This window comes from Phytohabitans sp. LJ34 (genome assembly GCF_052068095.1).
Classification (GTDB): Bacteria; Actinomycetota; Actinomycetes; order Mycobacteriales; family Micromonosporaceae; genus Phytohabitans.
The window spans coordinates 274454-299996 of sequence record NZ_JBQHDG010000002.1 but is presented as its reverse complement, the minus strand read 5'-3'; the positions used below and the strand labels follow the sequence as shown (position 1 = coordinate 299996).

The 25543-nt window shown below is 74.2% G+C and carries 9 protein-coding genes; 5 read left to right on the top strand and 4 right to left on the bottom strand.

All coding sequences use genetic code 11. From position 1 onward, the window contains the following. Positions 1-23 precede the first annotated feature (23 nt). Both ACTMTJ_RS04355 and ACTMTJ_RS04350 read right to left on the bottom strand, forming a co-directional pair. Positions 24-734 (bottom strand): FadR/GntR family transcriptional regulator, encoded by a 711-nt coding sequence (locus ACTMTJ_RS04355; protein WP_441214738.1) that lies wholly within the window; start codon positions 732-734, stop codon positions 24-26. Positions 735-778: 44 nt separating this feature from the next. Beyond that, complete coding sequence (locus ACTMTJ_RS04350) at positions 779-1963, bottom strand: sialidase family protein (RefSeq protein WP_441214737.1); 1185 nt, start codon at positions 1961-1963, stop codon at positions 779-781. 161 nt (positions 1964-2124) lie between these two features. On the opposite strand from ACTMTJ_RS04350, the gene ACTMTJ_RS04345 reads away from it, so the two are divergent. Continuing rightward, positions 2125-2409, top strand: a complete 285-nt coding sequence (locus ACTMTJ_RS04345; protein WP_441214736.1) for an adhesin — start codon at positions 2125-2127, stop codon at positions 2407-2409. Between the two features lie 450 nt (positions 2410-2859). Here the strand turns inward: ACTMTJ_RS04345 and ACTMTJ_RS04340 are convergent, their stop codons facing one another. Beyond that, the gene (locus ACTMTJ_RS04340) at positions 2860-4152 is read right to left on the bottom strand and encodes a LuxR C-terminal-related transcriptional regulator (protein WP_441214735.1); all 1293 of its coding nucleotides are present in this window, start codon (positions 4150-4152) and stop codon (positions 2860-2862) included. A 108-nt stretch (positions 4153-4260) separates the two neighbouring features. Next, positions 4261-5205, bottom strand: a complete 945-nt coding sequence (locus ACTMTJ_RS04335) for a methionyl-tRNA formyltransferase (protein WP_441214734.1) — start codon at positions 5203-5205, stop codon at positions 4261-4263. Positions 5206-5303: 98 nt separating this feature from the next. Between ACTMTJ_RS04335 and ACTMTJ_RS04330 the strand changes: the two genes are divergently transcribed. From ACTMTJ_RS04330 to ACTMTJ_RS04315, 4 genes are read left to right on the top strand one after another with little or no spacing between them, the layout of a single operon-like run. Beyond that, positions 5304-6578, top strand: coding sequence for a lysine N(6)-hydroxylase/L-ornithine N(5)-oxygenase family protein (locus ACTMTJ_RS04330; protein ID WP_441214733.1), 1275 nt, complete (start codon positions 5304-5306; stop codon positions 6576-6578). Between the two features lie 27 nt (positions 6579-6605). Next, positions 6606-7607 carry an iron-siderophore ABC transporter substrate-binding protein gene (locus ACTMTJ_RS04325; protein ID WP_441214732.1) on the top strand — a complete coding sequence of 334 codons (1002 nt, stop codon included), beginning with the start codon at positions 6606-6608 and terminating at the stop codon, positions 7605-7607. Beyond that, the gene (locus ACTMTJ_RS04320; RefSeq protein WP_441214731.1) at positions 7604-25072 is read left to right on the top strand and encodes an amino acid adenylation domain-containing protein; all 17469 of its coding nucleotides are present in this window, start codon (positions 7604-7606) and stop codon (positions 25070-25072) included. Before ACTMTJ_RS04325 ends, ACTMTJ_RS04320 begins: the two co-directional genes overlap by 4 nt. Continuing rightward, complete coding sequence (locus ACTMTJ_RS04315) at positions 25069-25284, top strand: MbtH family protein (protein ID WP_441214730.1); 216 nt, start codon at positions 25069-25071, stop codon at positions 25282-25284. Before ACTMTJ_RS04320 ends, ACTMTJ_RS04315 begins: the two co-directional genes overlap by 4 nt. The last annotated feature ends 259 nt before the right edge of the window (positions 25285-25543 follow it).

Sequence of the window (25543 nt, the reverse complement as noted above, 5' to 3'; positions counted from 1 at the left end):
ATGCTACGCCCGCCGCCGCGCGCTCACCGGCGCGGGACGCGCGAGATCCGTTCACGGATGTCGTTGAAATGGTCGGCCATGGCGGCGGCGAGCACCTGCCCGTCGCCGTCGCGCAACGCGTTGAGGATGTTGCGGTGGGCGGCCGCCGCCACCTGCGGGGTTTCGACCGTGCGCGGCAGCTCGGCGTTCACCTTGTCGAAGACGCTCCAGAAGACCCGCAGCAGGTCGCTGATCAGCTCGTTGCGCAGCGGCTCGTAGAGCGTCTTGTGGAAGAGCCAGTCGGCCTCGGGGGAGTAGCGCCCGTCGGCGGCCTCCCGCTCCATCGCGGCGACCGCGGTCTCGAGGGTGTCGAAGTCGGCGTCGTCGACGAGCGCGAGCACCTGGCGCACCAGCCCGGTCTCCAGCACCTCGCGGATCTGCACCAGGTCGCCGATGTCGCGCAGGTCGCCGCGGAGCGAGAGGTGCGAGTGGAACGTGAGGCCGGCCTCCAGCGGCGAGAACGACGGCGTGCCCACGTACGTGCCGAGGCCGTGGCGGATGTCGACGATGCCGAGCGCCTGGAGCGCCTTGATCGCCTCGCGCAGCGGGTGGCGGCTGACCGAGAGCTCGGCCATCAGCTCGGTCTCGGTCGGCAGCAGGGAGCCAGGGGCCAGTCCGCGCCGCACGATCAGCTCCTTGATCGCCTCTTGCAGCGCCCGCTGGTTTTCGCTGGCTCCCCGCCGCGGTGGGGTCATGGTCTTCCGTCTTTCGCGCGAGTCATAGGACGTCCGAGGTTACCCTATCGAAGCTGCTGGATCGGTATCCGCTGGAAGGCTATCCGCTCGTTGGCACCGAAGTCGCCGGTCTCGTACAACACACCCAGCGTGGTGCCGAGCTGCACCAGATCGGAGTACGCCGCGGGCAACCCGGAGAGCGGCAGCGCGGCCCGCCACGTGACGCCCCGGTCGGTGCTCACCCGCAACGTCAGCGCCGCGCGGGCGGCCGGGTCGGCGGGCCCGGCGAAGACCAGCGGCGCGCCCGGCCCGGACAGCTGGAGCACGCTGCCCTGCACGACCGGCCCGGTGAGCGTGGCCTGCGGCCGGTAGGGCTTCTCCAGGGTCACCCCGCCGTCCGCGCTGTACGCGTCCGCCCGGTTTCCCGGCCCGGTGCCGTTGTGCTCGCGGGTGTTGAGGTAGAGGCGCCCGTCGGGCAGCTCGGCGACGGTGGTCTCGTTCACGTTGAGGTACCCGTTGGGGTTGTCGTCGACCGCCCCGATCGCCCACGTCTCGCCGCCGTCGTCGCTGTAGAGCGTGTGCCCGCCGTAGTACTTCGCCTCGGTGCCGCTGTCGGGCGAGCCGGCCGGCGGGGCGATCGAGTGGTTGGCCGGGATGACCAGCCGCCCACTCCGGGCCAGCCGGATGCCGTGCACGGGCCCGGTCGCGTACCACCGCCAGTTGGCCGCCTTGGCCGCCGCGGTGATCTCGCGCGGCGCCGTCCAGCTCGCCCCGTCGTCGTCGCTCGTCTGGACGAACACCCGCCGGCTCTGGTCCGCGGGCACCTCACCCCGCATGATCGCGGCCTCGGTCGCCGTCCCGCCGTTGTACGTCGACAGCAACACCACCCGCCCACCGGCCGTCACGACGGGCGCCGGGTTGCCGGAGGTGTTGGCGCCGCTGTCCGCGACCACCTGGAGCGCCCCCCAGGTGCACCCGCCGTCGGTGGAGCGCCGCAGCACGAGGTCGATGTCGCCGGCGTCACCGAGCCCACCGACCCGCCCCTCGGCGAACGCCAGCAGCGCGCCCGACCGGGCGGCCACGACAGCTGGAATGCGGAAGGCGCTGTACCCGTCGGTGCCGGCGACGTACGGGACGGAGCTCGAACACCGCTCCCGGTCACCCCCGGCGGCGGTGGCCTCGGCGCACCCGGCGGTGGCCAGGAGGGCGGCGGTGAACAGGAGTACGGCAGGTCTCGGCAGGCGGGTCATGGGGTCCTCCACTCGCTGGTGGGCGATCAGACATAGGACGTCCGCTGTTCCTTTCGAGACGGTAAGTGGGCATGTCGATGTCGTCAAGACAAGGTTCGGGCGGCGGATCCGTGGGTATGGCGGCCGGGACCCTGCATGCAGAAAACCGGAGGGAGCTTCCGATGCTCACGCTGACCGACAACGCGGTGGCGGTGATCCGCAACCTCACCGAGCAGCCCCAGGTGCCCGAGGGCGCCGGCCTGCGCATCGCCACCGACGACGCCCAAGGCGCGCTCATGCTCACCCTCGCCGCCGAGCCCATGGACGGCGACGAGGTGCGCGACGAGGCCGGCGCCCGCGTCTTTTTGGAGACCGAGGCGGCCCGCATCCTCGACGACAAGAGCCTGGACGCCGCGGTCGACGCCAACGGCGCCGTCCAGTTCGCCGTGGGCGAGCAGCCTGGTTGAGTGAGGTCTGGCGTGTCGATCAGGGAGTCGGTGGGGCGCTCCACCAACTCCCTGATCACCGCTCTGGAGAGCTTTCGCGGTCGGGGGTCGCGAGACTGGCCACAACGCACGGTCAAATCCGGAACAGACTCTTTCCCAGGTCCGTGTCAGCGGTAGACCGTATGCTCCCGCGGGCACCGCTCCCGGCCGGCGGCTCGCAGGGCGAGCCGAAATCCCCGGCCGTCCACTGCCGGGTCCGCGGGACAAGCCCACCGCGCGACCGCTCCGCCCGATGATCGTTAGCCCGCAAACCGGACTCTCCCCGGCGTGTCGCACAGCTGGAGGGCTAACGATCATGGAGCCGCCCAGACACTGTGGCCCCGCCGGAGGCGCCGATCTAACCGCGACCACAAGCGAAGCTGAGGCCCGCGGGAGCATGCGGCGCGCAACCAAAAGCGGACGTGGGCAAACCTAAGGGTCGAGGAGTTCGAGGAGGCCGAGTGCGTGGGCGGTGGCCAGCGCGCCCGCCCGGTTCCGCGCCCCCAGCTTGCGGAACAGGCGCGCCTGCGTGTTCTCCACCGTCTTCTCCGCGATCCCGAGTGACCGGGCCGTCTGCCGCACGCTGTGGCCGGCCGCGATCGAGCGGAGGATGTCGCCCTCGCGGATGGTGAGCTCGGGCAGCCCGCCGTCCGCCTCGCCGGCGTGGGTGCCGGCGGCGGCGATGAGCCAGTTGGCGGCGGCGGGGTCGATGGTCAGGTGACCGGCCGCGGCGAGGGTGAGGGCGGGCACCAGGGCCTCGCCGATGCGTTCCGCGGCCACGATGGCCACCGCGCCGCGGCCGAGTACGTCCAGGGTCTCGCCGCGGCTCATGGGGCGGGTCGTGACCACCATGATGGGGACGCGGGCGTCGCCGAGTCGCTGCCACGCCTCCGCGTCCGGGTCGACAAGGATGACCGGGACCGTGCCCGAGCCGGCGTGGTCCCACAGGTCGAGGCCCTCGCCGCCGTTCCCGCCGTCGGTGACGAACGGGATGTGCTGGGCGAGCAGCGCCACCGCCACGTCGTAGCGGGCGGGCACGTCCGGTCCACAGAGGACGGCCAGGGTGAGGCCGCCGGCCGCGTAGACCCGCGGGCGCGGCAGTGGCGCGCGGTTGACCAGGCCGAGCGTGATGGCGCGGGCGATCGCGTGGCTCTGGCTGGTGACGGCGAGCTTCTGGTAGATCCGCCGCTTGCAGTTTTCCACCGCGAACGGGGTCGTGATGAGCAGCTCGGCGATGCGGCTGACCGGGTGCCCGGCGGCGGTGAGGGTGATGATCTCGCGTTCCTGGGTGGTCAGCCCGCCCGGCACCGGTACCGCCACGCCGGACCGCAGCGCGTCGACGTGCTGGTGCAGCAGCATGAGCAGCGCGTCGAGCCCGTGCGAGCAGGGGATCAGCGTGTCGACGCCGACCTGGCGGCTGCCGGACAGGTCGGCGGGCGTGAGCCGGTCGTAGATCACGATGAGCCGGAGGCGGACGAAGCGGGTGCGCAGCATCCGCAGGGCGCGCAGTGCCTCGCCCACGCCGGCGCCCGCGTCGTAGACGACCAGGTCAGGCCCGCACAGGTCGCAGAGGCCGAGCAGGGCCGCGTCGTCGGAGACGTGCCCGACGACCGTGAACTCGGGCTGCCCGGACAGGCAGACCGCCAGCGTGTCGCGGAACAGGCGCCGGGGCGAGCGGATGGCCACCCGCACCAGGTGCCCACTCGGTGCCGAAACCTGTCCCATACCGGCCTCCCCGGCGGTTAGGACTACGTTTCAATTTTGTTACATAGACTCAGATAAGTGTCAAGCGATGGGAGGCCGGTCCTAGGGGATTCTTGCGTCAAACTGTGATCAGGCGTGGGGTGTGAGGTACCCGCCCATGGTCGTGAAGTGGTCCGCCGCGGGCAGCTCAGTGCCGTCCTCGAGGCGTACCCGTTTGACGAGAAGTCCGTGGTTACGGCCATGCCGGGCGTCGGCGCCGGCCACGATGACCACGCCGTCGCCCTCCCGGATGAAGATCCGACCGGGCGTGCCGCCGTAGCGACCCGTGGACACGGCCGCGGCGAGGATCCGCAGGCGCTGCCCCCGGTGGTACGTGAACGCGTTCGGGTACGGGTCGGACTGCGCGCGCACGAGCCGCTCGATGTCTTCGGCGGGCCAGCTCCAGTCGATGCGACTGTCCTCAATCGATCGCTTGTGGAAGAAGCTGGCCTTGGAACGGTCCTGCTTCACCCAATCGGTGCGTCCGCTCGCGATCAGCCCGAGACCGTCCACTGTGATCGGTCCGAAGAGGTCGAGCGTGCGGTGGAACAGGTCGGTGGCGGTGTCGGTGGGGCCGACCGGCACCGCCCGCTGGAGCACGATGTCGCCGGCGTCGAGGTCGTCGTCCATTATGTGCGCGGTCACACCGACCTGCTCCTCGCCGTTGATCAGGGCCCAGATCAGGGGCGCGAAGCCGGCGTACGCGGGCAGCAGCGAGTCGTGCACGTTGAGCGTGCCGAGGCGGGGGAGCCGGAAGATCTCCGGCGGGATCCAGGTGCGCCAGTTGGTCGCGACGATGACGTCCGGCTCGACCTCGCGCAGCCGCTCGACGAGGCTCTCGTCGGGCCGGCTGCGGATCTCGACGGGCACCCCGTGCTTCTCGGCGAGCTCGGCGACCGAGTCGTCCCAGATCTTCTCGTACGCGTGGTCGCTCTTCGGGTGGGTGACCGCGAGGACTACCTCGTGACCGGACTCGAGCAGTGCCTGGAGGGTGCGATGCCCCCAGGTCTGATACCCGAACATAACGACCCGCATCAGTGCCCTCCACAAAATGTGATCAGTTAAGCAAGGCTTGCCTAACTCGATAACTTAAGCAAGGCTGTCCTAAGTCGCAACCGAGTGATGGGGCAGGCATGTCGCAGGCGGTACCCGTGTACGACCTCGTCGGTGTCGGCTTCGGGCCGTCGAACCTGGCACTGGCGATCGCGCTGGCCGAGCACAACGCGATCTCCGCGGACAAGACGACCGGCGTCTTCCTGGAGCGGCAGCCGCACTTCGGCTGGCACCGCGGCATGTTGATCGAGGACGCCACGATGCAGGTCTCGTTCCTCAAGGACCTGGTGACGCTCCGCAACCCGACCAGCGAGTTCTCCTTCCTCTGCTATCTGCACAGCAAGGACCGGTTGATCGACTTCATCAACCACAAGAACCTCTTCCCGCTTCGCGTGGAGTTCCACGACTACCTCGAGTGGGCGGCGGCCAAAGTGGACGACCTGGTCTGCTACGGCCACGAGGTGCTGAGCGTCGAGCCGGCCGACGGCTTCCTCGACGTCACCGTGCGCAGCCCCGACGGCGTGAGCGTCTACCGCGCGCGCAACGTGGTCTTCGCCACCGGCCTGCGCCCGCACCTGCCGGCCGGGGTGGTCCAGTCGCGCCGGATCTGGCACAACCGCGGTCTGCTCGAACGGGCCGGCGAGCTCACCGACGGCGGGCGCTTCGTGGTCGTGGGGGCGGGGCAGAGCGCGGCCGAGGTGGTGGCGTTCCTGCACGAGCGCTTTCCGGCGGCCGAGGTGTGCGCGGTCTTCTCCCGGTACGGGTACAGCCCGGCCGACGACAGCGCGTTCGCCAACCGCATCTTCGACCCCGCCGCGGTCGACGACTTCTACGACGCGCCCGCGGACGTCAAACAGTCCCTTGTGGACTACCACGCCAACACCAACTACTCCGTCGTCGACATCGACCTCATCGACGAGCTGTACCGGCGGGTCTACCGCGAGAAGGTGCTCGGCGCCCAGCGGCTGCGGCTGTTCAACGTCTCCCGCGTCACCGACGCGGTCGAGACGGCCTCGGGCGTCCGGACCACAGTGGAGTCCCTGGCCACCGGCGAGCGGACGGTGCTGGACGCCGACGCGGTGATCTACGCCACCGGCTACCGCCCCGCCGACCCGGGCCCGCTGCTGGCGTCCTGCCCCTGCGACCGCGACGAGGCGGGCCGGCTGCGGGTGGGGCGGGACTACCGGGTGGTGACCGATCCCGCGCTGGGACCGGGCATCTACCTACAGGGCGGCACCGAGCACACCCACGGCATCACGTCGTCGCTGCTCTCCAACACCGCGATCCGGGCCGCCGAGATCCTGGCCTCGATCGTCGGCGCGGGAGTGCCCGCCCCGCAGTTCACGACTGCCTGACCCTTCGACCAGTCCCAGGGGAGCGACATGTTGCGATCACGCATGCCCGTGGTGGCCGCGTTCGCGGCCGCACTGGCTCTGGGAGCCTGCGGTTCCGGCTCCGATCCGGAGGAACCCGCGGCGGCGTCCGGCCAGGGCTCTTTTCCCGTGACGGTGGCCCACAAGTACGGCAGCACCGAGATCAAGGCGGCGCCCGCCCGGGTGGTGACGCTGGGCCTCAGCGACCAGGACGCCGTGCTGGCGCTGGGCGTCAAGCCGGTCGGCGCGGTGGACTGGTTCGGCGAGAAGCCGTTCGGCAAGTGGCCGTGGGCCCAGCCGCTGTGGGGCTCCGCGCCGCCGGAGATCGTCGGCGAGCGCGACGAGTACAACTTCGAGAAGATCGCCGCGCTGAAGCCGAACCTCATCCTGGCCCAGTACAGCGGGATGACGAAGGAGAACTACGCGACGCTGTCCCAGATCGCCCCGACGGTGGGACAGCCGCCGAAGTTCGACGACTACGCGGCGCCGTGGCAGGACATGACGCTCGCGATCGGCAAGGCGCTGGGCAAGGAGGCGCGGGCGAAGGAGCTGATCGCCGGCATCGACAAGCGCTTCGCCGACGTGCGCGCGCAGCACCCGGAGTGGGCCGGCAAGACGGCCGCCGTCGTCGACCCGTTCGAGCCCGGCCAGTACGCGGTCTTCGCCGGCAGCGACCCGAAGGCGGTGTTCCTGACCGCGCTCGGCTTCACCATCCCGGACGAGATCACCAAGCTCGCCGGCAAGGAGAACGCCACGGTCGTCAGCTCCGAGCGGCTCGACCTCGTCGACGTCGACCGCCTGCTCTTCCTCAGCAGCGATCCCACGGCTGAGTCGCGGGTCAAGGCGGACAAGGTCTACGCCGGGCTCGCGGTGGCCAAGGAAGGGCGGGCCACGTTCCTGCCGTACGAGGAGCCGCCGCTGGGCGGGGCGCTCTCCTTCAACACCGTGCTGAGCATCCCGTACGCGATCGACCAGGTCGTACCGATCCTCGCCGGAGGCGGCAACAAGTGAGCAGTGGAACGACCTGGCCGGACCTGTTCGAGGCGCGGGTGCGCGCGACGCCGGACGCGGTGGCCCTCGTCTTCGAGGACACCGAGCTGACGTACGCGCAGCTCAACGCCCGCGCCAACCGGGTGGCCCACGCGCTCGTCGCGCGCGGCGTCGGCCCGGAGCAGGTCGTCGGGCTGTCCCTGCCCCGCTCGGTCGACATGATCGTCGCCGAGGTGGCGGTGCTCAAGGCGGGCGGGGCCTACCTGCCGCTCGACCCCGACTACCCGGCCGAGCGGATCGCCTTCATGGTGGCCGACGCGTCGCCGGTGTGCGTCCTGGACTCGCTGGACGGGCTCGCCGACGGCCAGCCGGACACCGACCCGGTCCGGTCGCTCCACGTCACCAACGCCGCCTACGTCATCTACACCTCCGGCTCCACCGGCCGCCCCAAGGGCGTCGTGCTGTCGCACACCGGCGTCGCGAAGCTCCTCGCCACGCAGGTCGAGCGGTTCGGCGTCGGGCCGCACAGCCGCGTGCTCCAGTTCGCGTCGCCGAGCTTCGACGTCGCGTTCTGGGACCTGTGCCTCGGCCTGCTCTCCGGCGGGCGGCTCGTCGTCGTGCCGGCCGAGCGGCGGGTGCCCGGACCGGCGCTCACCGACTACATCCACGCGCACGGCGCCAACTTCATGATCCTGCCGCCGGCGCTGCTGGCCGCGCTGCCCGCCGACTGCGTGCTGCCCGAGGGGGCCACGCTGCTGGCCGGCACAGAGCGGGTGGCGCCGGAGCTCGTCGCGCGGCACGCCCGCGGCCGGCGGATGTTCAACGCCTACGGCCCGACTGAGGCGACCGTCAACTCCACGCTGGGCCTGTGCGATCCATCCACCGCGTCCTCGTCCGTCCCCATCGGAGTGGCGGACCCCGGTACGGCGGTCCACGTTCTCGACTCCCGGTTGCGGCCGGCGGACTTCGGTGAGCTGTACCTCGGCGGCGCCGGGCTCGCCCGCGGTTACCTGGGGCGGACCGCGCTGACCGCGGAGCGGTTCGTCGCCAACCCCTTCGAGCCCGGCACCCGCCTCTACCGCACCGGCGACCTCGTGCGGGTGCTGGACGACGGGCGCCTGGACTTCGTCGGGCGGGCCGACGACCAGGTCAAGATCCGGGGGTACCGGATCGAGCCGGGCGAGGTCGAGGCGGTCCTCGGTGGACACCCGGCCGTCGCGCAGGTCGCCGTCGTCGCGCGGGACCAGCGGCTGGCGGCCTACGTGGTGCCGGCCGTCGGCGCCACGCCGGAGGTCGACGCGCACGTGCGCGGCTGGCGGGAAGCGCACGACGCGCTCTTCAAGACGGACGCGGTGGACAACCCGTTCGCCGGATGGAACAGCAGCTACGACGGCGAACCGCTGCCCGTCGACGAGATGCACGCCTGGCGGGACGCCACCGTGGAGAGCGTCCTCGCGCTGCGCCCGCGCCGGGTGCTGGAGATCGGTGTCGGCAGTGGACTGATCCTCACCGCGCTCGCCCCGCACACCGAGGCGTACTGGGCCACCGACCTGTCGGCGGAGGCGATCCGGCGGCTGCGTACCGGGATCCCGCCGCACGTGGAGCTGCGCTGCCAGCCGGCGCACGACTTCGACGGGCTGCCGCGCGGCTTCTTCGACACCATCGTGGTCAACTCGGTGGCGCAGTACTTCCCGAGCGCCGCCTACCTCACGTCGGTGCTGACCGCCGCGTTCGGCCTGCTCGCGCCCGGCGGGCGGGTCTTCGCCGGGGACATCCGCAACCACCGCCTGCTGCGCCACTTCCGCGCGGCGATCGAGTCGGTGCGCGGCGGCGGGCCGGCCGACGTCGACCGGGCCGTGGCCTGGGAGCGCGAGCTGCTGCTCGACCCGGACTACTTCACCACCCTGCCCGGTGTGGTGGCCGACGTGCGGGTCAAGCGGGGCCGCTACCACAACGAGCTGAGCCGGTACCGGTACGACGTGGTGCTCTCGCCGCCGGCCCCGGCGACGGCGGCTCCCGAGGCGCCGTGGCCGCAGGCCCTCGACCTGCTCCGGACGCGCCGGCTCGAGCGGCTGCGCGTCACCGGGATCCCCAACGCGCGCCTGGCCGTCGGCGGCGTCGAACCGGAGGACCTGCACGACCTCGCCGCCGAGCTCGGCTACGAGGTCGGTGTCACCTGGGCCGGCGACGGCCTTGTCGGCGAGCTGGACGCGGTGTTCGCCCGGCCGGGCACCGGGTTCGGCACGGTGTACCGCCCCGGCCAGCGGGTCCGGCCGGCGCTGGCGAATACCCCCGCCGCGTTCCTGGACGTCAACGCGTTCCTGCGGTCGGTCCGCTCGTACGCCCGGGAGCGGCTGCCGGAGTACATGGTGCCGTCGGCGATCGTGCCGCTGCACCGGCTGCCGGTCGCGGCCAGCGGCAAGCTGGACCGCAAGGCGCTGCCCACTCCCGACTTCGCCGCGCTCGCCACCGGCACGCCGCCCCGGGACGCCCGCGAAGGCGTGCTGTGCGCGCTGTTCGGCGAGGTGCTCGACCTGCCGGGCGTCGGCGTGGACGACGACTTCTTCGCGCTCGGCGGCGACAGCATCGTGGCGATCCAGCTGCTGATCCGGGCCCGCGAGGCCGGCCTCGCGCTGTCGCTGCGGGACGTCTTCCGGCACCGGACCGCCGCCGCGCTCGCCACGGCCGCGGGTGCCGGCGGGTCCACTGTGGAGCTGCCCGCCGTCGTCCTGGAGCCGCTGCCGGGCGAGGACGCGGCCGAGGTGCTGCCGCTGTCGCCGCTACAGGAGGGCTTCTTCTTCCACGCCCACCTCGATCCCGGCTCCGCGGTCTACGCGGTCCGGCTCACCGTCGACCTGACCGGGCCGCTCGACGTGCCGGCCCTGCGCCGCGCGGCACAGGCGCTCGTCGACCGGCACGCCCCGCTGCGCGCCACGTTCCGGCAGCGGCCGGACGGGCGGGTGGTGCAGCTGATCGCGCCGTCGGTCGAGCTGCCCTGGTCCGATGTGGACGCGCCGTTCGACCTCGGCGCCGGGCCCCTGGTGCGGGCGGCGCTGGTCCGGCGCGACGCCGAGCGGCACGAGCTCGTCCTGCGCTTCCACCACATCGTCGCCGACGGCTGGTCGGTCTCCGTCCTGCTCCGTGAGCTGCTCGCCCTCTACGGCGGCGCCGCACCGCCGCCGCCCGCGCCGTACCGCGACTACCTGGCCTGGCTCGGCGGGCGGGACCGGGCGGCCGCGACCGAGGCGTGGCGGGCCGCGCTCGCCGGGCTCGACGAGCCGACGATGCTCGCACCGGCCGCCGCCACCGCGCCGCCGCGCCACGAGGAGGTGCGCGTCGCGCTGCCCGAGGAGGTCACCGCCGGTCTCACCGCCCGGGCCCGGGAGCGCGGCCTCACCCTCGGCACCGTCGTCCAGGGCGCCTGGGGCCTGCTGCTCGGCCGCCTCACCGGCCGCACCGACGTCGTCTTCGGCACCACCGTCTCCGGCCGGGCCGCCGAGGTGGACGGCGTCGAGTCGCTGGTCGGCCTGCTCGTCAACACGCTGCCGGTACGCATGCGCTGGCGTCCCGGCCAGTCGCTGGCCACCGCGCTCGGCACCTTGCAGGCCGAGCGGTCCGCGCTCCTCGACCACCAGCACGTGGGGCTGGCCGAGCTCCAGCGGATGGCCGGGCTCGGCGACCTCTTCGACACGATCGTCGTGCTGGAGAACTACCCGGTCGACGGCGACCTCACCGACCCGGGCGGCACGCTCCGCGCCGGCGTACCGGACTACGTGGACACCGGCCACTACCCCCTCGCTCTCATCGTCATGCCGGGCGACCGTCTCGAGCTGCGGCTCAAGCATGACGCCGCACGGCTGGACGCGGCCACGGTGCGGGACGTCGCCGACCAGCTCGCCCGGCTGCTCACCGCGGTCGCCGCCGACCCGGACCAGCTGGCCGCCCGCGTCGACCTGATCCCGCCGGTGGAGCCGCTCGCCGGACCGGCCCGGGACGTACCGGGGACCACGCTCGTCGCCGCCTTCGCGGAGCAGGTCGCGCTCCGTCCACAGGCGACCGCACTCGTCGCCGGCGACCAGCGGGTGTCCTACGCCGACCTGGACGCGCGCGCCGGCACGCTCGCCGGGCGGCTGCGGGCGCGGGGCGTCCGGTCCGGACAGGTCGTCGCCGTCGCCATGCCCCGCTCGGTGGAGCAGATCGTCGCGCTGCTCGGCGTGCTCAGGGCCGGCGCCGCCTACCTGCCGGTCGACGTGGACTACCCGGAAGACCGGATCGCGTTCCTGCTCGCCGACTCCGGCGCCACGCTCGTCCTCCGCGACCTCGACATCGACGGCCCGGCCGTCGACGGACCGCCGCCGACCGCGAGCGACCCCGCTTACCTGCTCTACACCTCCGGCTCGACCGGCACACCCAAAGGTGTCCTCGTCACCCACCGGGCGATCGGCCACCAGCTCGCCTGGGCCCGCGACAGGTGGGGCCTCGGGCCCGACGACCGCGTCCTGCACCAGCTCTCCGCCAGCTTCGACCCGTCGATCCTGGAGATCTTCTGGCCGCTCACCGCCGGGGCCGCGGTGGTGCTCGCCAAGCCGGACGGGCTGCGCGACCCCCGGTACGTCGCCGAGCTGGTCCGCGAGCACGGCGTCACCACCGTCGTCACCGTCTCGTCGCTGCTCGGCCCGCTCGCCGACGCCGGCGCGGGCGCGTTCGCCGGGGTGCGGCGGGTGCTGGCCGGCGGTGACGCGCTGACCGCCGAGACCGCCCGCCACTGGCTGGCCACGGCCGGCGCGCCGCTGCACAACGTCTACGGCCCGACGGAGTCCGCCGTCCAGGTCACGTCCTGGGACGTGGACGGGGCGGAGGGCAGCACCGTCCCCATCGGACGTCCGGTGTGGAACACCCGCCTCTACGTGCTCGACCCGTTCCTGCGGCCGGCCACCACCGGTGAGCTGTACATCGCCGGCCCGCAGCTGGCGCTCGGGTACCACGACCGGCTCGGACTGACCGCGGGCCGCTTCGTCGCCGACCCGTACGGCGAGCCGGGGGAGCGCATGTACCGCACCGGCGACCGCGTGCGGCGACGGCCCGACGGGGCCCTCGAATACCTCGGCCGCGCCGACCAGCAGGTCAAGATCCGCGGCAACCGGGTGGAGCCGGGTGAGGTCGAGGCCAGGCTGCGCCGCGCCCCCGGGGTGACGGACGCCGCGGTGGTCGCCCGCGCGGACGGCCCGGGTGGCGTCCGGCTCGTCGCGTACGTCGCCGGCCCGGCCGATGTCGCGGTCCTGCGGGACGAGCTCGCGGCAGTCCTGCCCGAGCCGATGGTCCCCGGCGCCTTCGTCGCGCTCGACACGCTGCCGCGGACGCCGAACGGCAAGCTGGACCGCGCCGCGCTGCCCGCGCCCGACGCGACCCGGGCCGTCTCACGCGCGCCGAGGAACGACCGCGAACGGCTGCTCTGCGCCGCCGTCGCCGACGTGCTCGGCCTGCCCGAGGTGGGCCCGGACGACGACTTCTTCGCGCTCGGCGGCGACAGCATCCTCTCCATCGCGGTATCCAGCCGGGCCCGGACCGCCGGCCTGGAAGTCAGCCCGCGCGACGTCTTCGCCCACCGCACGCCGGCGGCCCTGGCCGAAGCGGCCGCGCCCGCGCCCCAAGAGGGCAGCCCTCTTGGCGTCCCGGCGGGCACAGGGCAGCCCTCTTGGGAAACGGGCGGGCCGCTCGTCACGCTCAGCGACGACGAGCTGGCCACCGTGCGCCGGGCCAGCCCGGTGCCGGTCGCCGACGTCTGGCCGCTCTCCCCGCTCCAGGAGGGGCTGTACTTCCACGCCAGCTACGACACCGGCGGCATCGACGTCTACACCGCGCAGGCGTCCTTCGGCTTCGTCCGCGGCGTCGACGCCGCCCGGCTGCGTGCCGCCTGCGCCGCCCTGCTCGACCGCAACCCCAGCGTGCGGGCCGGCTTCACCAGCGACGGCCTGCGCGCGCCGGTGCAGTTCGTCGGCGCGACCGTCGAGGTTCCACTGTCCGAGGTGGACCTCTCCACGCTGCCGGCGGCCGAGCGGGACACCCGCCTCGAAACGCTGCTGTCGCGGGACCGCACCCGCCGCTTCGACCTCGCCCACCCGCCGCTGTTCCGCCTTCTGCTGGTACGCCTCGGCGGTGGCCGGGACCGGCTCGTGCTCACCCACCACGTGCTGCTCTGGGACGGCTGGTCCGCGTCACTGTTCCTGGAGCAGCTGCTGAGCCTGTACGGCGGCGCCGCCTCCGCGGCACCGGCCGTCGCTGGCGCGGACGGTGCGGCCGACCTCCCGCCGGCCGGCTCCTACCGGGACTACCTCGCCTGGCTCGCCGCTCAGGACGCCGACCGGGCGACCAAGGCGTGGGGACAGGCGCTCGCCGGCCTCGCCGAGCCCACCCTCGTCGGACCGGCCGGCCGCACCGAACGCCCCACGCTGCCGGAGCGGCACCGCGCCGAGCTCACCGCCGCCCTCAGCGACCGGCTCCGCGCCGTCGCCCGGGAACGCGGCGTCACGCTCAACACCCTCCTCAACGCCGCCTGGGCGGTGGCGCTGTCCACCGTGTCCGGTCGCACCGACGTCGTCTTCGGGGCCACCGTCGCCGGCCGCACCGCCCCGATCCCGCACATCGAGCGGGCGATCGGCCTGTTCCTCAACACCGTGCCGGTGCGGGTCACCCTCGACCCGCGCGAGCCGGTCGCCGACCTGCTGACCCGCCTACAGGCTGAGCGGACCGCGCTGATGCCGTACGAACACGTGGGCCTCGGCGCGATCCAGCGGGAGACCGGCCACCCGCGGCTGTTCGACACGCTCTTCGCGCTCCAGAACGTGGGCGGCGATTCGGGCCTAGCGGCCGGGAGTGGCAAGGATGCGCTGGCCACATTGCTTGACCGCCACGGCGTCGAGCAGGTGGGCAGCGTGGACGCCACGCACTTCCCGCTCGCGCTCGTCGTCACGCCGGCCGAGGCGCTGCGGGTCATGCTCGCGTACCGCCCGGACGTGCTCTCCGGCCCGGTCGCCGCGGGCGTGCTCGACCGGTTCACCGCCGTGCTGGAGCGGATCGCCGCCGACGCCGGCACCCCCGTCGGCCGGCTCGACGCGCTGCCGGCGGGGGAGCGAGACCGCCTCGCCGCCGACTGGGACACCACCCGGCACGACCTGCCCGACGACACGGTCGCCGACCTGCTGGCCCACCAGGCCGCCCGGACACCGGACCAGACCGCGCTCGTCTTCGGCGACGAACGGGTCACCTACGCCGAGCTGGACGCCCGGATCAACCGCCTGGCCCGGCTGCTCGCCGCCCGCGGCGCGGCCCCGGAGAAGGTGGTGGCGCTCGCGCTGCCCCGCTCGACCGACATGGTCGTCGCGCTCTTCGCCGTGCTCCGCACGGGCGCGGCGTACCTGCCGCTGGAGCTGGACCACCCCGCCGAGCGGCTCGCGCTCATGCTCGACGACGCCCGCCCGGTCTGCGTGGTCTCGACCACCGCCGTCGCGGCGAACCTGCCGGCGGACTGCCTGGAGCTCGACGCCCCGACGGTGGCGGCCGAGCTGTCCACACAGGACTCCGGGCCGCTCGGGCTGCGGTTCGACCAGCGGCATCCCGCCTACGTCATCTACACATCCGGCTCCACCGGCCGCCCCAAGGGCGTCGTCACGCCGTACCGCGGCCTGACCAACATGCAGCTCAACCACCGCGAGGCCATCTTCGCCCCGACGATCGCGGCGGCCGGCGGGCGGCGGCTGCGGATCGCGCACACGGTGTCGTTCGCGTTCGACATGTCCTGGGAGGAGCTGCTCTGGCTAGTCGAGGGGCACGAGGTGCACGTCTGCGACGAGGACCTGCGCCGCGACGCCGAGGCGCTCGTCGCGTACTGCGCCCGGCACCGGATCGACGTCGTCAACGTCACCCCCACGTACGCGCAGCACCTCATCGAGGAGGGGCTGCTCGACGGGGAGCACGTGCCGCCGCTGGTGCTGCTCGGCGGCGAGGCCGTCTCCGAAGCGGTGTGGGGGCGGCTGCGCGACACCGAGGGCACGTTCGGCTACAACCTGTACGGTCCGACCGAGTACACCATCAACACGCTCGGCGGCGGCACGCACGAGAGCACCACGCCCACCGTCGGCCGTCCGATCTGGAACACCCGGGCGTACATCCTGGACGGTTGGCTCCGTCCCGTGCCGGACGGGACCGCCGGTGAGCTGTACATCGCCGGCGCCGGCCTGGCCCGCGGCTACCTCGACCGCCCCGGCCTGACCGCCGAGCGTTTCGTCGCGGACCCCGCGGTGCGCGGCGGGCGCATGTACCGCACCGGCGACCTGGTGCGCCGCCGCCCGGACGGCAACCTCGACTTCCTCGGCCGCACCGACGACCAGGTCAAGATCCGCGGGTACCGGGTGGAGCTCGGCGAGATCGAGTCCGCGCTCGCCGCGCACCCCGCCGTCGCGCAGGCCGCGGTGACCGTCCGGGACGGGCGCCTGAGCGGCTACGTCGTGCCCGCCGCGCCGGAAGGCGACGAGCGCGAGGCGGCGGAGCGCGCGCAGATCGGCGAGTGGCGGGAGATCTACGACGCCGAGTACACGCGGATCGGCACCGCCGTGTCCACCGAGGACTTCTCCGGTTGGGACAGCAGCTACGACGGCACCCCGATCCCGCTCGACGACATGCGGGAGTGGCGGGAGACCACGGTCGCCCGGATCCGCGAGCTGGCGCCCCGCCGGGTGCTGGAGATCGGCGTCGGCAGCGGGCTGCTGCTGAGCCGCCTGGCGCCGGAGTGCGAGGCGTACTGGGGCACCGACCTCGCCCCCTCGGTCATCGAGCGGCTGCGCGCCGACACCGCCCTCGTCCCCGAACTGTCCCATGTGGAGCTGCGCGGCCAGCCGGCACACGACCTCGACGGGCTGCCGCGCGGCTTCTTCGACACCGTCGTAGTCAACTCGGTGGTCCAGTACTTCCCCGGCGAGGAGTACCTGACCCGGGTACTCACCGGCGCCCTGGACCTCGTCGTGCCCGGCGGCCGGGTGTTCGTCGGCGACGTGCGCAACCTCCGCCTCGCCCGCCACTTCCACGAGGCGGTCGCGGCCGTCCGGGGCGGAAACGCCGACCGGGCCGCCGCGCTGGAGAAGGAGCTGCTCGTCGACCCGGACTACTTCGCCACGCTCGCCCCGGCGACGGTGCGGGTGCGGCGCGGCCGGGCGCACAACGAGCTGACCCGCTACCGGTACGACGCGGTGCTCCACCGCGGGCCGGTCGCGCCCCCGGTGGACGCCCCGCACACCACACTGGACGCTCTTGGCGGGCCGGCCGCCCGCGTCACGGGCATCCCCAACGGCCGCCTCTTCGACGGCGGGACGGAGCCGGAGGACCTGCACGCGCTCGGCGAGCGCCTCGGCTACCACGTCCACGTCACGTGGGCCGACGGGGACGACGGGAGCCTCGACGCGCTTTTCCTGCGGGACGGGACCCTTCCGGTGGTCCACCGGCCGGGGATCCGCAAAAGGCTGACCAACGACCCGGCGGCCGCCCGCGCTCACGGCGACCTCGTGCCCGCGCTCCGCGAGCACCTCAAGCGGCACCTGCCCGACTACATGGTGCCGTCCGCGATCGTCCCGCTGGACCGGCTGCCGCTCACCGTCAACGGCAAGCTCGACGTTCGGGCGCTGCCCGACGCGGAGCCGGCCGTGTCGCTGGCGCCGAGCCGGGAGCCGGCCACCGCGCAGGAAGAGGTCCTGTGTGGACTCTTCGCCGAGGTGCTCGGCCTAGCCCGGGTTGGCGTCGACGACAACTTCTTCGACCTCGGCGGCCACTCGCTGCTCGCCACCCGGCTGGTCAGCCGGGCCCGTACCGCCCTCGGCGCCGAGCTGGCCATCCGTGACCTCTTCGAGGCGCCGACCGTCGCAGAGCTGGCCAGCCGCGCCGGCGGCGGCGACCCGGCCCGCCCGAAGCTCGTGCCCGTCGCCCGCCCGGACGAGGTGCCCGCCTCCTACGCCCAGCAGCGGCTGTGGGTCCTCCACCAGATCGACGGCGCCGGCAGCGCGGCGTACAACTTCCCGATCGTCATGCGGGTCCGCGGCGCCCTCGACCTCGACGCGCTGCGCGCCGCGGTCGGCGACGTCGTGGCCCGGCACGAGGCGCTGCGCACGGTCTTCGCCGAGCGCGACGGGCGGCCGGTGCAGCGGGTCCTGCCGGTCGCCGCGGCGCGGCCGGTCGTGGAGGTGGTGCCGGACGCCGACCTCGACGCGGTCGTGCGGCGACCGTTCGACCTCGCGGAGGATCTGCCGCTGCGGGTCACGGTCGTACCGCGCGGGCCGGACGAGCACGTCGTCGCCGTGCTGCTGCACCACGTCACGACCGACGAGTGGTCGGACGGGCCGTTCCTGCGCGACCTCGCCACCGCGTACGCCGCCCGCCGGGCCGGTCACCGTCCGGAGTGGACCGCCCTGCCGGTGCAGTACGCCGACTACACGCTCTGGCAGCGGGCGCTGCTCGGCGACGAGTCCGACCCGGACAGTCTCGCGGCGAAGCAGCTCGCCTACTGGCGGGAGGCGCTGCGCGGCGCGCCGGAACGGATCGACCTGCCCACCGACCGCACCCCGCACGGGCCGGCGGCCGGCGCCGCGGGCGGGGCGTTGACCGTACCCCTGGACGACGCCGCGGCGCGCGGGCTGCGCGACCTGGCCCAGCGCGCGGGCGCCAGCATGTTCATGGCCGCGCACGCCGCGGTTGCCGCGCTGCTGCACCGCCTCGGCGCCGGCCCGGACATCCCGCTCGGCGCGCCGATCGCCGGCCGCACCGACGAGGCGCTCGACGACCTCGTCGGGTTCTTCGTCAACACGCTCGTACTCCGCACCGACCTCAGCGGCGACCCGAGCTTCGCCGAGCTGCTGCGCCGGGTGCGCCGCGCCGACCTGGCCGCGTTCTCGCACCAGGACGTGCCGTTCGAGGCGGTCGTGCGGGAGCTGAACCCGGACCGGTCGCTGGCCAGCAACCCGCTCTTCCAGGTGATGGTCGTGTACCGCAACCGGGCGGCCGGCGACGCCGTCCTGGACGGACTCGAGGTGACGCCCGAGCCGGTGGAAACCGGGACGGCCCGCTTCGACCTCGTGTTCGGGTTCGTCGAGGGCGCGGAAGGGCTCGACGTGCTGCTGGAGTACCGCACGGACCTCTTCGACCGCGCCACCGTCGAACGGCTCGGCGAGCGGCTCAACCGGCTCGTCGCCGCCGCGGTCGCGACACCTGACTCGCCGCTCAGCCGGATCGAGGTGCTCGGCGACGGCGAGCGGGAGCGGGTGCTGGTCGGCTTCAACGCGACCGACCGCGCCGTGCCGGAGGAGTCGCTGCCCGCGCTCTTCGCCCGCCAGGTGGCCGCGCGGCCGGAAGCGGTCGCGGTGGTCGACGGCGACCGGCACCTCACCTACCGCGAGCTGGACGCCCGCGCCGAGGAGATCGCCCGGCTGCTGCACGCCCGGGGCGTACGCCCGGAGAGCGTGGTCGGCATCGACATCCCCCGCACGGCCGACATGGTCGCCGCGATCCTGGCCACGCTCCGGCTCGGCGCCGCCTACCTGCCGCTCGACCCGGTGCACCCGCCCGAGCGGCTCGCGTACATGGTCGAGGACTCCGGCGCCCAGCTCGTGCTCACCCCGGCCGACCTCGCGGGGTCCACGGTGGACGGCCCCGCGGCGGCCCCGTACGTCCACCTCGACCAGGCCGCGTACGTCATCTACACCTCCGGCTCGACCGGCCGTCCCAAGGGCGTCGTCGTGCCGCACGAGGGCATCGCCAGCCTCGTCGCCACCGCGCAGGACCGGATGGGCGTCACCGAGGACAGCCACGTGCTGCACTTCGCCTCGGTCGGGTTCGACGTGGCCGTCTTCGAGCTCGCAATGGCGCTCTGCACCGGCGCCCGGCTCGTGCTCGTGCCCGACGAGGCCCGGGTCGCCGACAAGGTGCTCACCGACTTCCTCGACGAGCAGCGGATCACCCACATGATCCTGCCGCCGTCGCTGGTGTCCGCGCTCCCGCCGGAGTGCGAGCTGCCCGAGGGATCGGTCATCCTCGTCGGCACCGAGACCGTGCCGCCGGACCTCATCGCGCGGTGGGCCGGCCGGGTCCGCCTCATCGCCGCCTACGGGCTGACGGAGGCGACGGTCAACTCCACGCTCTGGCCCGCCGAGCCGGGCTGGAGCGGGTCCGTCCCCATCGGACGGCCGGACCCCAACACCCGCGCGTACGTGCTCGACGCCACCCTGCGCCCGGTGCCGCCCGGCGTGGTGGGCGAGCTGTACGTCGGCGGGCGCGGCCTGGCCCGGGGCTACCTCGGCCGGCCGGACCTGACCGCGACCCGGTTCGTGCCGGACCCGTTCACCGGGCCGGGCGGGCGCATGTACCGCACCGGCGACCGGGCCCGCTGGCGCGCGGACGGCACGCTCGACTTCCTCGGTCGGGTCGACGACCAGGTGAAGATCCGCGGCTTCCGGGTCGAGCTCGGCGAGGTGGAGGCCGCGCTCGCCGGCCACCCCGGCGTCGCGCAGGCCGCCGTCGTGCCGCACCGCACCGGCACGGTGACGCGGCTCGTCGGGTACGCGGTGCCCGCCGGCGAACCCCTCGACGGCGCCGCGCTGCGCACCCACGTCGCCACGTCGCTGCCCGACTACATGGTGCCGGCGACGGTGATGGTGCTCGACGGGCCGCTGCCGCTCACCCCGAACGGCAAGCTGGACCGCAAGGCGCTGCCCGCACCGGTCTTAACCACCGGCGGCACCGCGCCCCGCGACGCGCGCGAGGAGGCGCTCAGCCGGGTCGTCGCCGACCTGCTCGGCCTGCCCGCGGTCGGGGTCGACGACGACTTCTTCGCGCTCGGCGGCGACAGCATCGTGGCGATCCAGCTCGTCGGCCGGGCCCGCGCCGCCGGGCTCGCGATCCGGCCCCGGGACGTCTTCACCGGCCGCACGATCGCCGGCCTCGCCGCACTGGCCGGCGAGGTCGTCGATACCGGACCGGTGCCGTCCACATTGGTCGCCCTGGACGCGGCCGAACGCGCCGAGCTGACCGGCGCCGCCGAGGTGCTGCCGCTGTCGCCGCTCCAGGCCGGCCTGCTCTTCCACTCCACCCTGGACACCGAGGGGCCGGACGTCTACACCGTCCAGTCGTACTTCGCGCTGTCCGGGCCGGTCGACGCGGCGGCGCTGCGGGCGGCCGGGCAGGGCCTGCTCGACCGGCACGCGAACCTGCGCGCCGGCTTCCGCTACCTGCGCTCGGGCCGCGCCGTCGCCGTCGTACCGGCGAAGGCCACCCTGCCCTGGGCGGAGCTGGACCTGTCCGGTGTGGACGGCGCCGAGCGGGACGGGGCGTGGTCCCGTTGCCTTGCCGGGCAGCGGGGCCGCTTCGACCCCGCCGAGCCGCCCCTGCTGCGGCTCGCGCTGGTCCGCTTCGGCCCGGAGGAGCACCGGCTCGTCCTCACCCACCAGCACCTGCTGCTCGACGGCTGGTCGGGCGGGCCGCTGGTCCGCGAGCTGATGACCCTCTACAGCGGAGGGACCCTGCCGCCGGCCGTGCCGTACCGCGAGTACCTGGCCTGGCTGGCCCGCCGGGACCGGGTGGAGGCCGAGGCGGCCTGGCGCGCGGCGCTGGCCGGTCTCGCCGAGCCGACCCGGATCACGCCGGCCGACCCGGACCGGGTGCCGGCCGTGCCCCGCCGCCACACCACGGAACTCCCGGTGGACCTGACGGCGCGGATCGCCGCGGCCGCCCGGCAGCGCGGCATGACGGTCAGCACGCTCGTGCAGGCCGCCTGGGGCATCGTGCTCGGCCGGCTCGCCGGCCGCGACGACGTGGTCTTCGGCGCCACCGTCTCGGGCCGCCCCGCCGACCTGCCCGGCGTCGAGTCGATGATCGGCCTGTTCATCAACACCGTGCCGGTCCGCGTGCGCTGCGCCCCGTCCGACCCGGTCGGCACCGTGCTGGAACGCCTCTGGGAAGCGCAGTCCGGCCTCGTCGAGGCGCAGCACCTGGGCCTGGCCGACATCCAGCGGCTGGCCGGCCTGGGCGAGCTCTTCGACACCCTCGTCGTGTTCGAGAACTTCCCGGACGGCGCCGCCGAAGTGGTGGGCCTGCCCGGCGACGTGCGGGTCGTCGGCGGGGGCGGCGAGGACGCCACGCACTACCCGCTGACCTGGGCCGTGGACCCGGGCACGCGGCTGCGCCTGGTCGCCGAGTACCGGGCGGACCTCTTCGACGAGCCGGCCGTCGCCCGGCTGGGCGCGCGGTTCGCCACCGTGCTCGCCGCGCTCGCCGGCGACCCCGCTCTGCCGGTCGGCCGGATCGACCTGCTCGAGGCCGGCGAGCGGGAGCGGATCCTGGCGGCCGGGCGCGGCGCCGCACGGTCGAGCGAGCCGGCCACCGTGCCGGAGCTGTTCGCCGCACAGGTGGCCGCCGGGCCGGACCGCACCGCGGTGGTCAGCGGCGGCACCCGGTGGACGTTCGCCGAGCTGGACGCCCGCGCGAACGCGATCGCCGAACGGCTCGTCGCGCACGGAGCCGGCCCGGAACGGGTCGTCGCGCTCGCCCTGCCCCGCACGGCCGACATGGTCGCCGCGATCCTCGGCACCCACAAGGCCGGCGCCGCGTACCTGCCGCTCGACCCGGACTACCCGGCCGACCGCGTCGCGTTCATGCTCGCCGACGCGGCGCCGGTGTGCGTGGTGGCGGCTCCGGGCTTCCCGGCCGGCGACGTCCCTGTCGTGACGCTCGACGGGCTGAGCCCCGGGACAGCGCGTCCGCGCGCACACCCGGGAGACGCGGCGTACGTCATCTACACCTCCGGCTCGACCGGCCGCCCCAAGGGCGTCGTCGTCACCCACGACAACCTCGCCAACCTCTTCCACTCGCACCGCGAGACGCTGTACCGGCCGGCGGTCGCCGCCACCGGGCGGGAGCGCCTGCGCGTGGGGCACGCCTGGTCGTTCTCGTTCGACGCGTCGTGGCAGCCGCAGCTCTGGCTGCTCGACGGGCACGAGCTGCACGTCCTGGACGAGGAGACGCAGCGCGACCCCGAGCTGCTCGCGGCCGCCGCGCGGGAGCTGGACTTCCTGGAGGTGACCCCCTCGTACTTCGCCCAGATGGCGGCGCTCGGCCTGGTCCGGGACGGCCACTGCCCGCTCGCCGTCGTCGGCGTCGGCGGGGAGGCGGTCCCCGAGCCACTGTGGACGGCGCTGCGCATGCTGCCCGGCACCGAGGCCTACAACCTGTACGGGCCGACCGAGTGCACAGTGGACGCGCTCGTCGCCCGGGTGCGGGACACCGCGCGACCGGTCGTCGGCCGGCCGGTGGAGAACGCCCGCGCCTACGTCCTCGACTCGGCGCTCCGGCTGCTCCCGCCCGGCGCCGCCGGTGAGCTGTACCTCGCCGGCGCCGGCCTGGCCCGCGGCTACCTGGGCCGGCACGGGCTGACCGCCGAACGGTTCGTGGCCGACCCGTACGGCCCGGCGGGCGCGCGCATGTACCGCACCGGCGACCTCGCGCGCTGGACCGAGGACGGCCGCCTCGAGTATCTCGGGCGCGCCGACGACCAGGTGAAGATCCGCGGCTACCGGATCGAGCCGGCCGAGATCGAGGCCGTGCTGGCCGACCACCCCGCGGTGGCGGAGGCGGTCGTGGTGGTGCGCGACGACGCCCGGCGCTCCCGCCACCTCGTCGCGTACGCCGTCACCTCCGCCGCGGTGGACGACCTGCGCCGGCACGCCGCCCGGGCCCTGCCCGACCACATGGTGCCGGCCGCGATCGTGCCGCTGGAGCGCCTGCCGCTGCTGCCCAACGGCAAGCTCGACCGGGCCGCCCTGCCCGCGCCCGACTACGCCGCCGCCGGCACCGGGCGGGCACCGTCGACCGACCGCGAGCGGCTGCTGTGCCGGGTCTTCGCCGAGGTGCTGGGCGTGGCCGAGGTCGGCGTGGACGACGACTTCTTCGCGCTCGGCGGCGACAGCATAATCTCCATCCAGCTGGTCAGCCGGGCCCGCGCGGCCGGGCTGGCGATCCGCCCCCGCGACCTGTTCCGGCACCGCACGGTCGCCGCGCTGGCGCCGCTCGCCACCGCCACGGCCGTCGCGGCCGGCACCGGCGACGGGCCGGCCGAGCTGCCGCTCACCCCGGTCATGCACTGGCTGCGCGAGCTGGGCGGCCCGATCGACGGCTACAACCAGTCGGTCGTCCTCCAGGTGCCGGCCGACCTCGGCTGGGAGCGGCTCCTGCGCGCTCTCGACGCGGTGGTGGACCGGCACGACATGCTGCGCGCCCGCCTCGACCGGTCCACACCGGACTGGCGCCTGGCGGTCCGCGGCCGGGGCACCGCGCCGGCCGCCGGGTGGACGGTGCGGGTGGACGTGTCCGGTGTGGACCAGGCGGACCTGGCGGGCGTCGTGGCCCGCGCCGCCGAGGTGGCGCGGGACGCGCTCGACCCGGACGCCGGCACGATGGTGCGGGCGGTGTGGTTCGACGCCGGGCCGGGCCGCGCCGGCCGGCTGCTCCTGGTCGTCCACCACCTTGTCGTCGACGGCGTCTCGTGGCGGATCCTCATCCCCGACCTGGCCGCCGCGTGGCGGGACGGGCCGGCCGCGCTCACCCCGGTCGGCACGGCGTTCGCCAGCTGGGCCAACCGCCTCGCCGAGCGCGCCACCGACCCGGACCGCGCCGCGGAGCTGCCACTGTGGACGGAGATCCTGGACGGCGGCGGGTCGTTCGGCCCCGCACCGGACCGGTCCCGCGACGTCGTCGCGACGGCCCGGTCGCTGACGCTGACGCTGCCGGCCGAGGTGACCGCGGCGCTGCTCGGCCCGGTGCCGTCGGCGCTCGGCGCGAGCGTCAACGACGTGCTCCTGACCGGCCTCGCGATCGCGGCGGGCGGCCCCCTTCTCGTCGCCCTGGAGGGGCACGGCCGCGAGGAGCAGGTGGCCGGCGACCTCGTCGACCTGTCCCGCACCGTCGGCTGGTTCACCAGCGTGTACCCGGTGCGCCTGGACCTCGGCCCGGTCGACGCCGGGGCGGCGCTCGCCGGCGGCCCCGCCACCCGCGCCGCGGTGGCCCGCATCCGGTCGCACCTGGCCCGGATTCCGGACAGCGGCATCGGGTACGGCCTGCTGCGGCACCTCAACCCGGCCACCGCGGCCACTCTCGCCGCCCGGCCGGTGCCCGCGGTCCAGTTCAACTACCTGGGTCGCTTCGACTTCCCGGAGGCGGCAGACTGGGCGTACGCGCCGGAGATGGACGCGGTCGGCGGCGGCGCCGACGCGGGCATGACGATGGAGTACACGCTCTCCGTCGTCGCGCACGCCGAGGACCGTCCGGGCGGCCTCGTGCTGAGCGCCCGGTGGGAGTGGCCGGCGGCGCTGCTGACCGAGGAGACAGTCGAGGACCTGGCGCTGGCCTGGTTCCGGGCGCTCGAGGCGATCGCCCGCACCGCGAAGGAGGAAACCCCGTGACCAACCCGTTCGAGGACCCCGAGGGCCGCTACTACGTGCTCGTCAACTCCGAGGAGCAGCACTCGCTGTGGCCGTCCTTCGTGGACGTCCCGGAGGGCTGGACCGCCGTCTTCGGCGAAGACTCGCGGGACGCCTGCCTCGCGTACGTCGAGACACACTGGACCGACCTGCGCCCGCGCAGCCTGCGCGAGTCGATGGCCGACCGCGGCTAGCCGAGACCTTTCGGGGTCAGGGTCGCCGCCCGTCCGTTTCTCGGAGACATATTTGCCCGCGTCCGCGTCAGCCGCGGACCGTATGCTCCCGCGGGCACCGCTCCCGGCCGGCGGCTCGGAGGGCGAGCCGAGATCCCCGGCCGTCCGCTGCCGGGTCCGCGGGACAAGCCCCTCGGCGGTCTTCGCGAGTGAGCGCGACCAACGGCGGACGGGTGAGGCCGCGGGAAACGCACCCCCAGAAAACGCTCCGCCGCGCTCC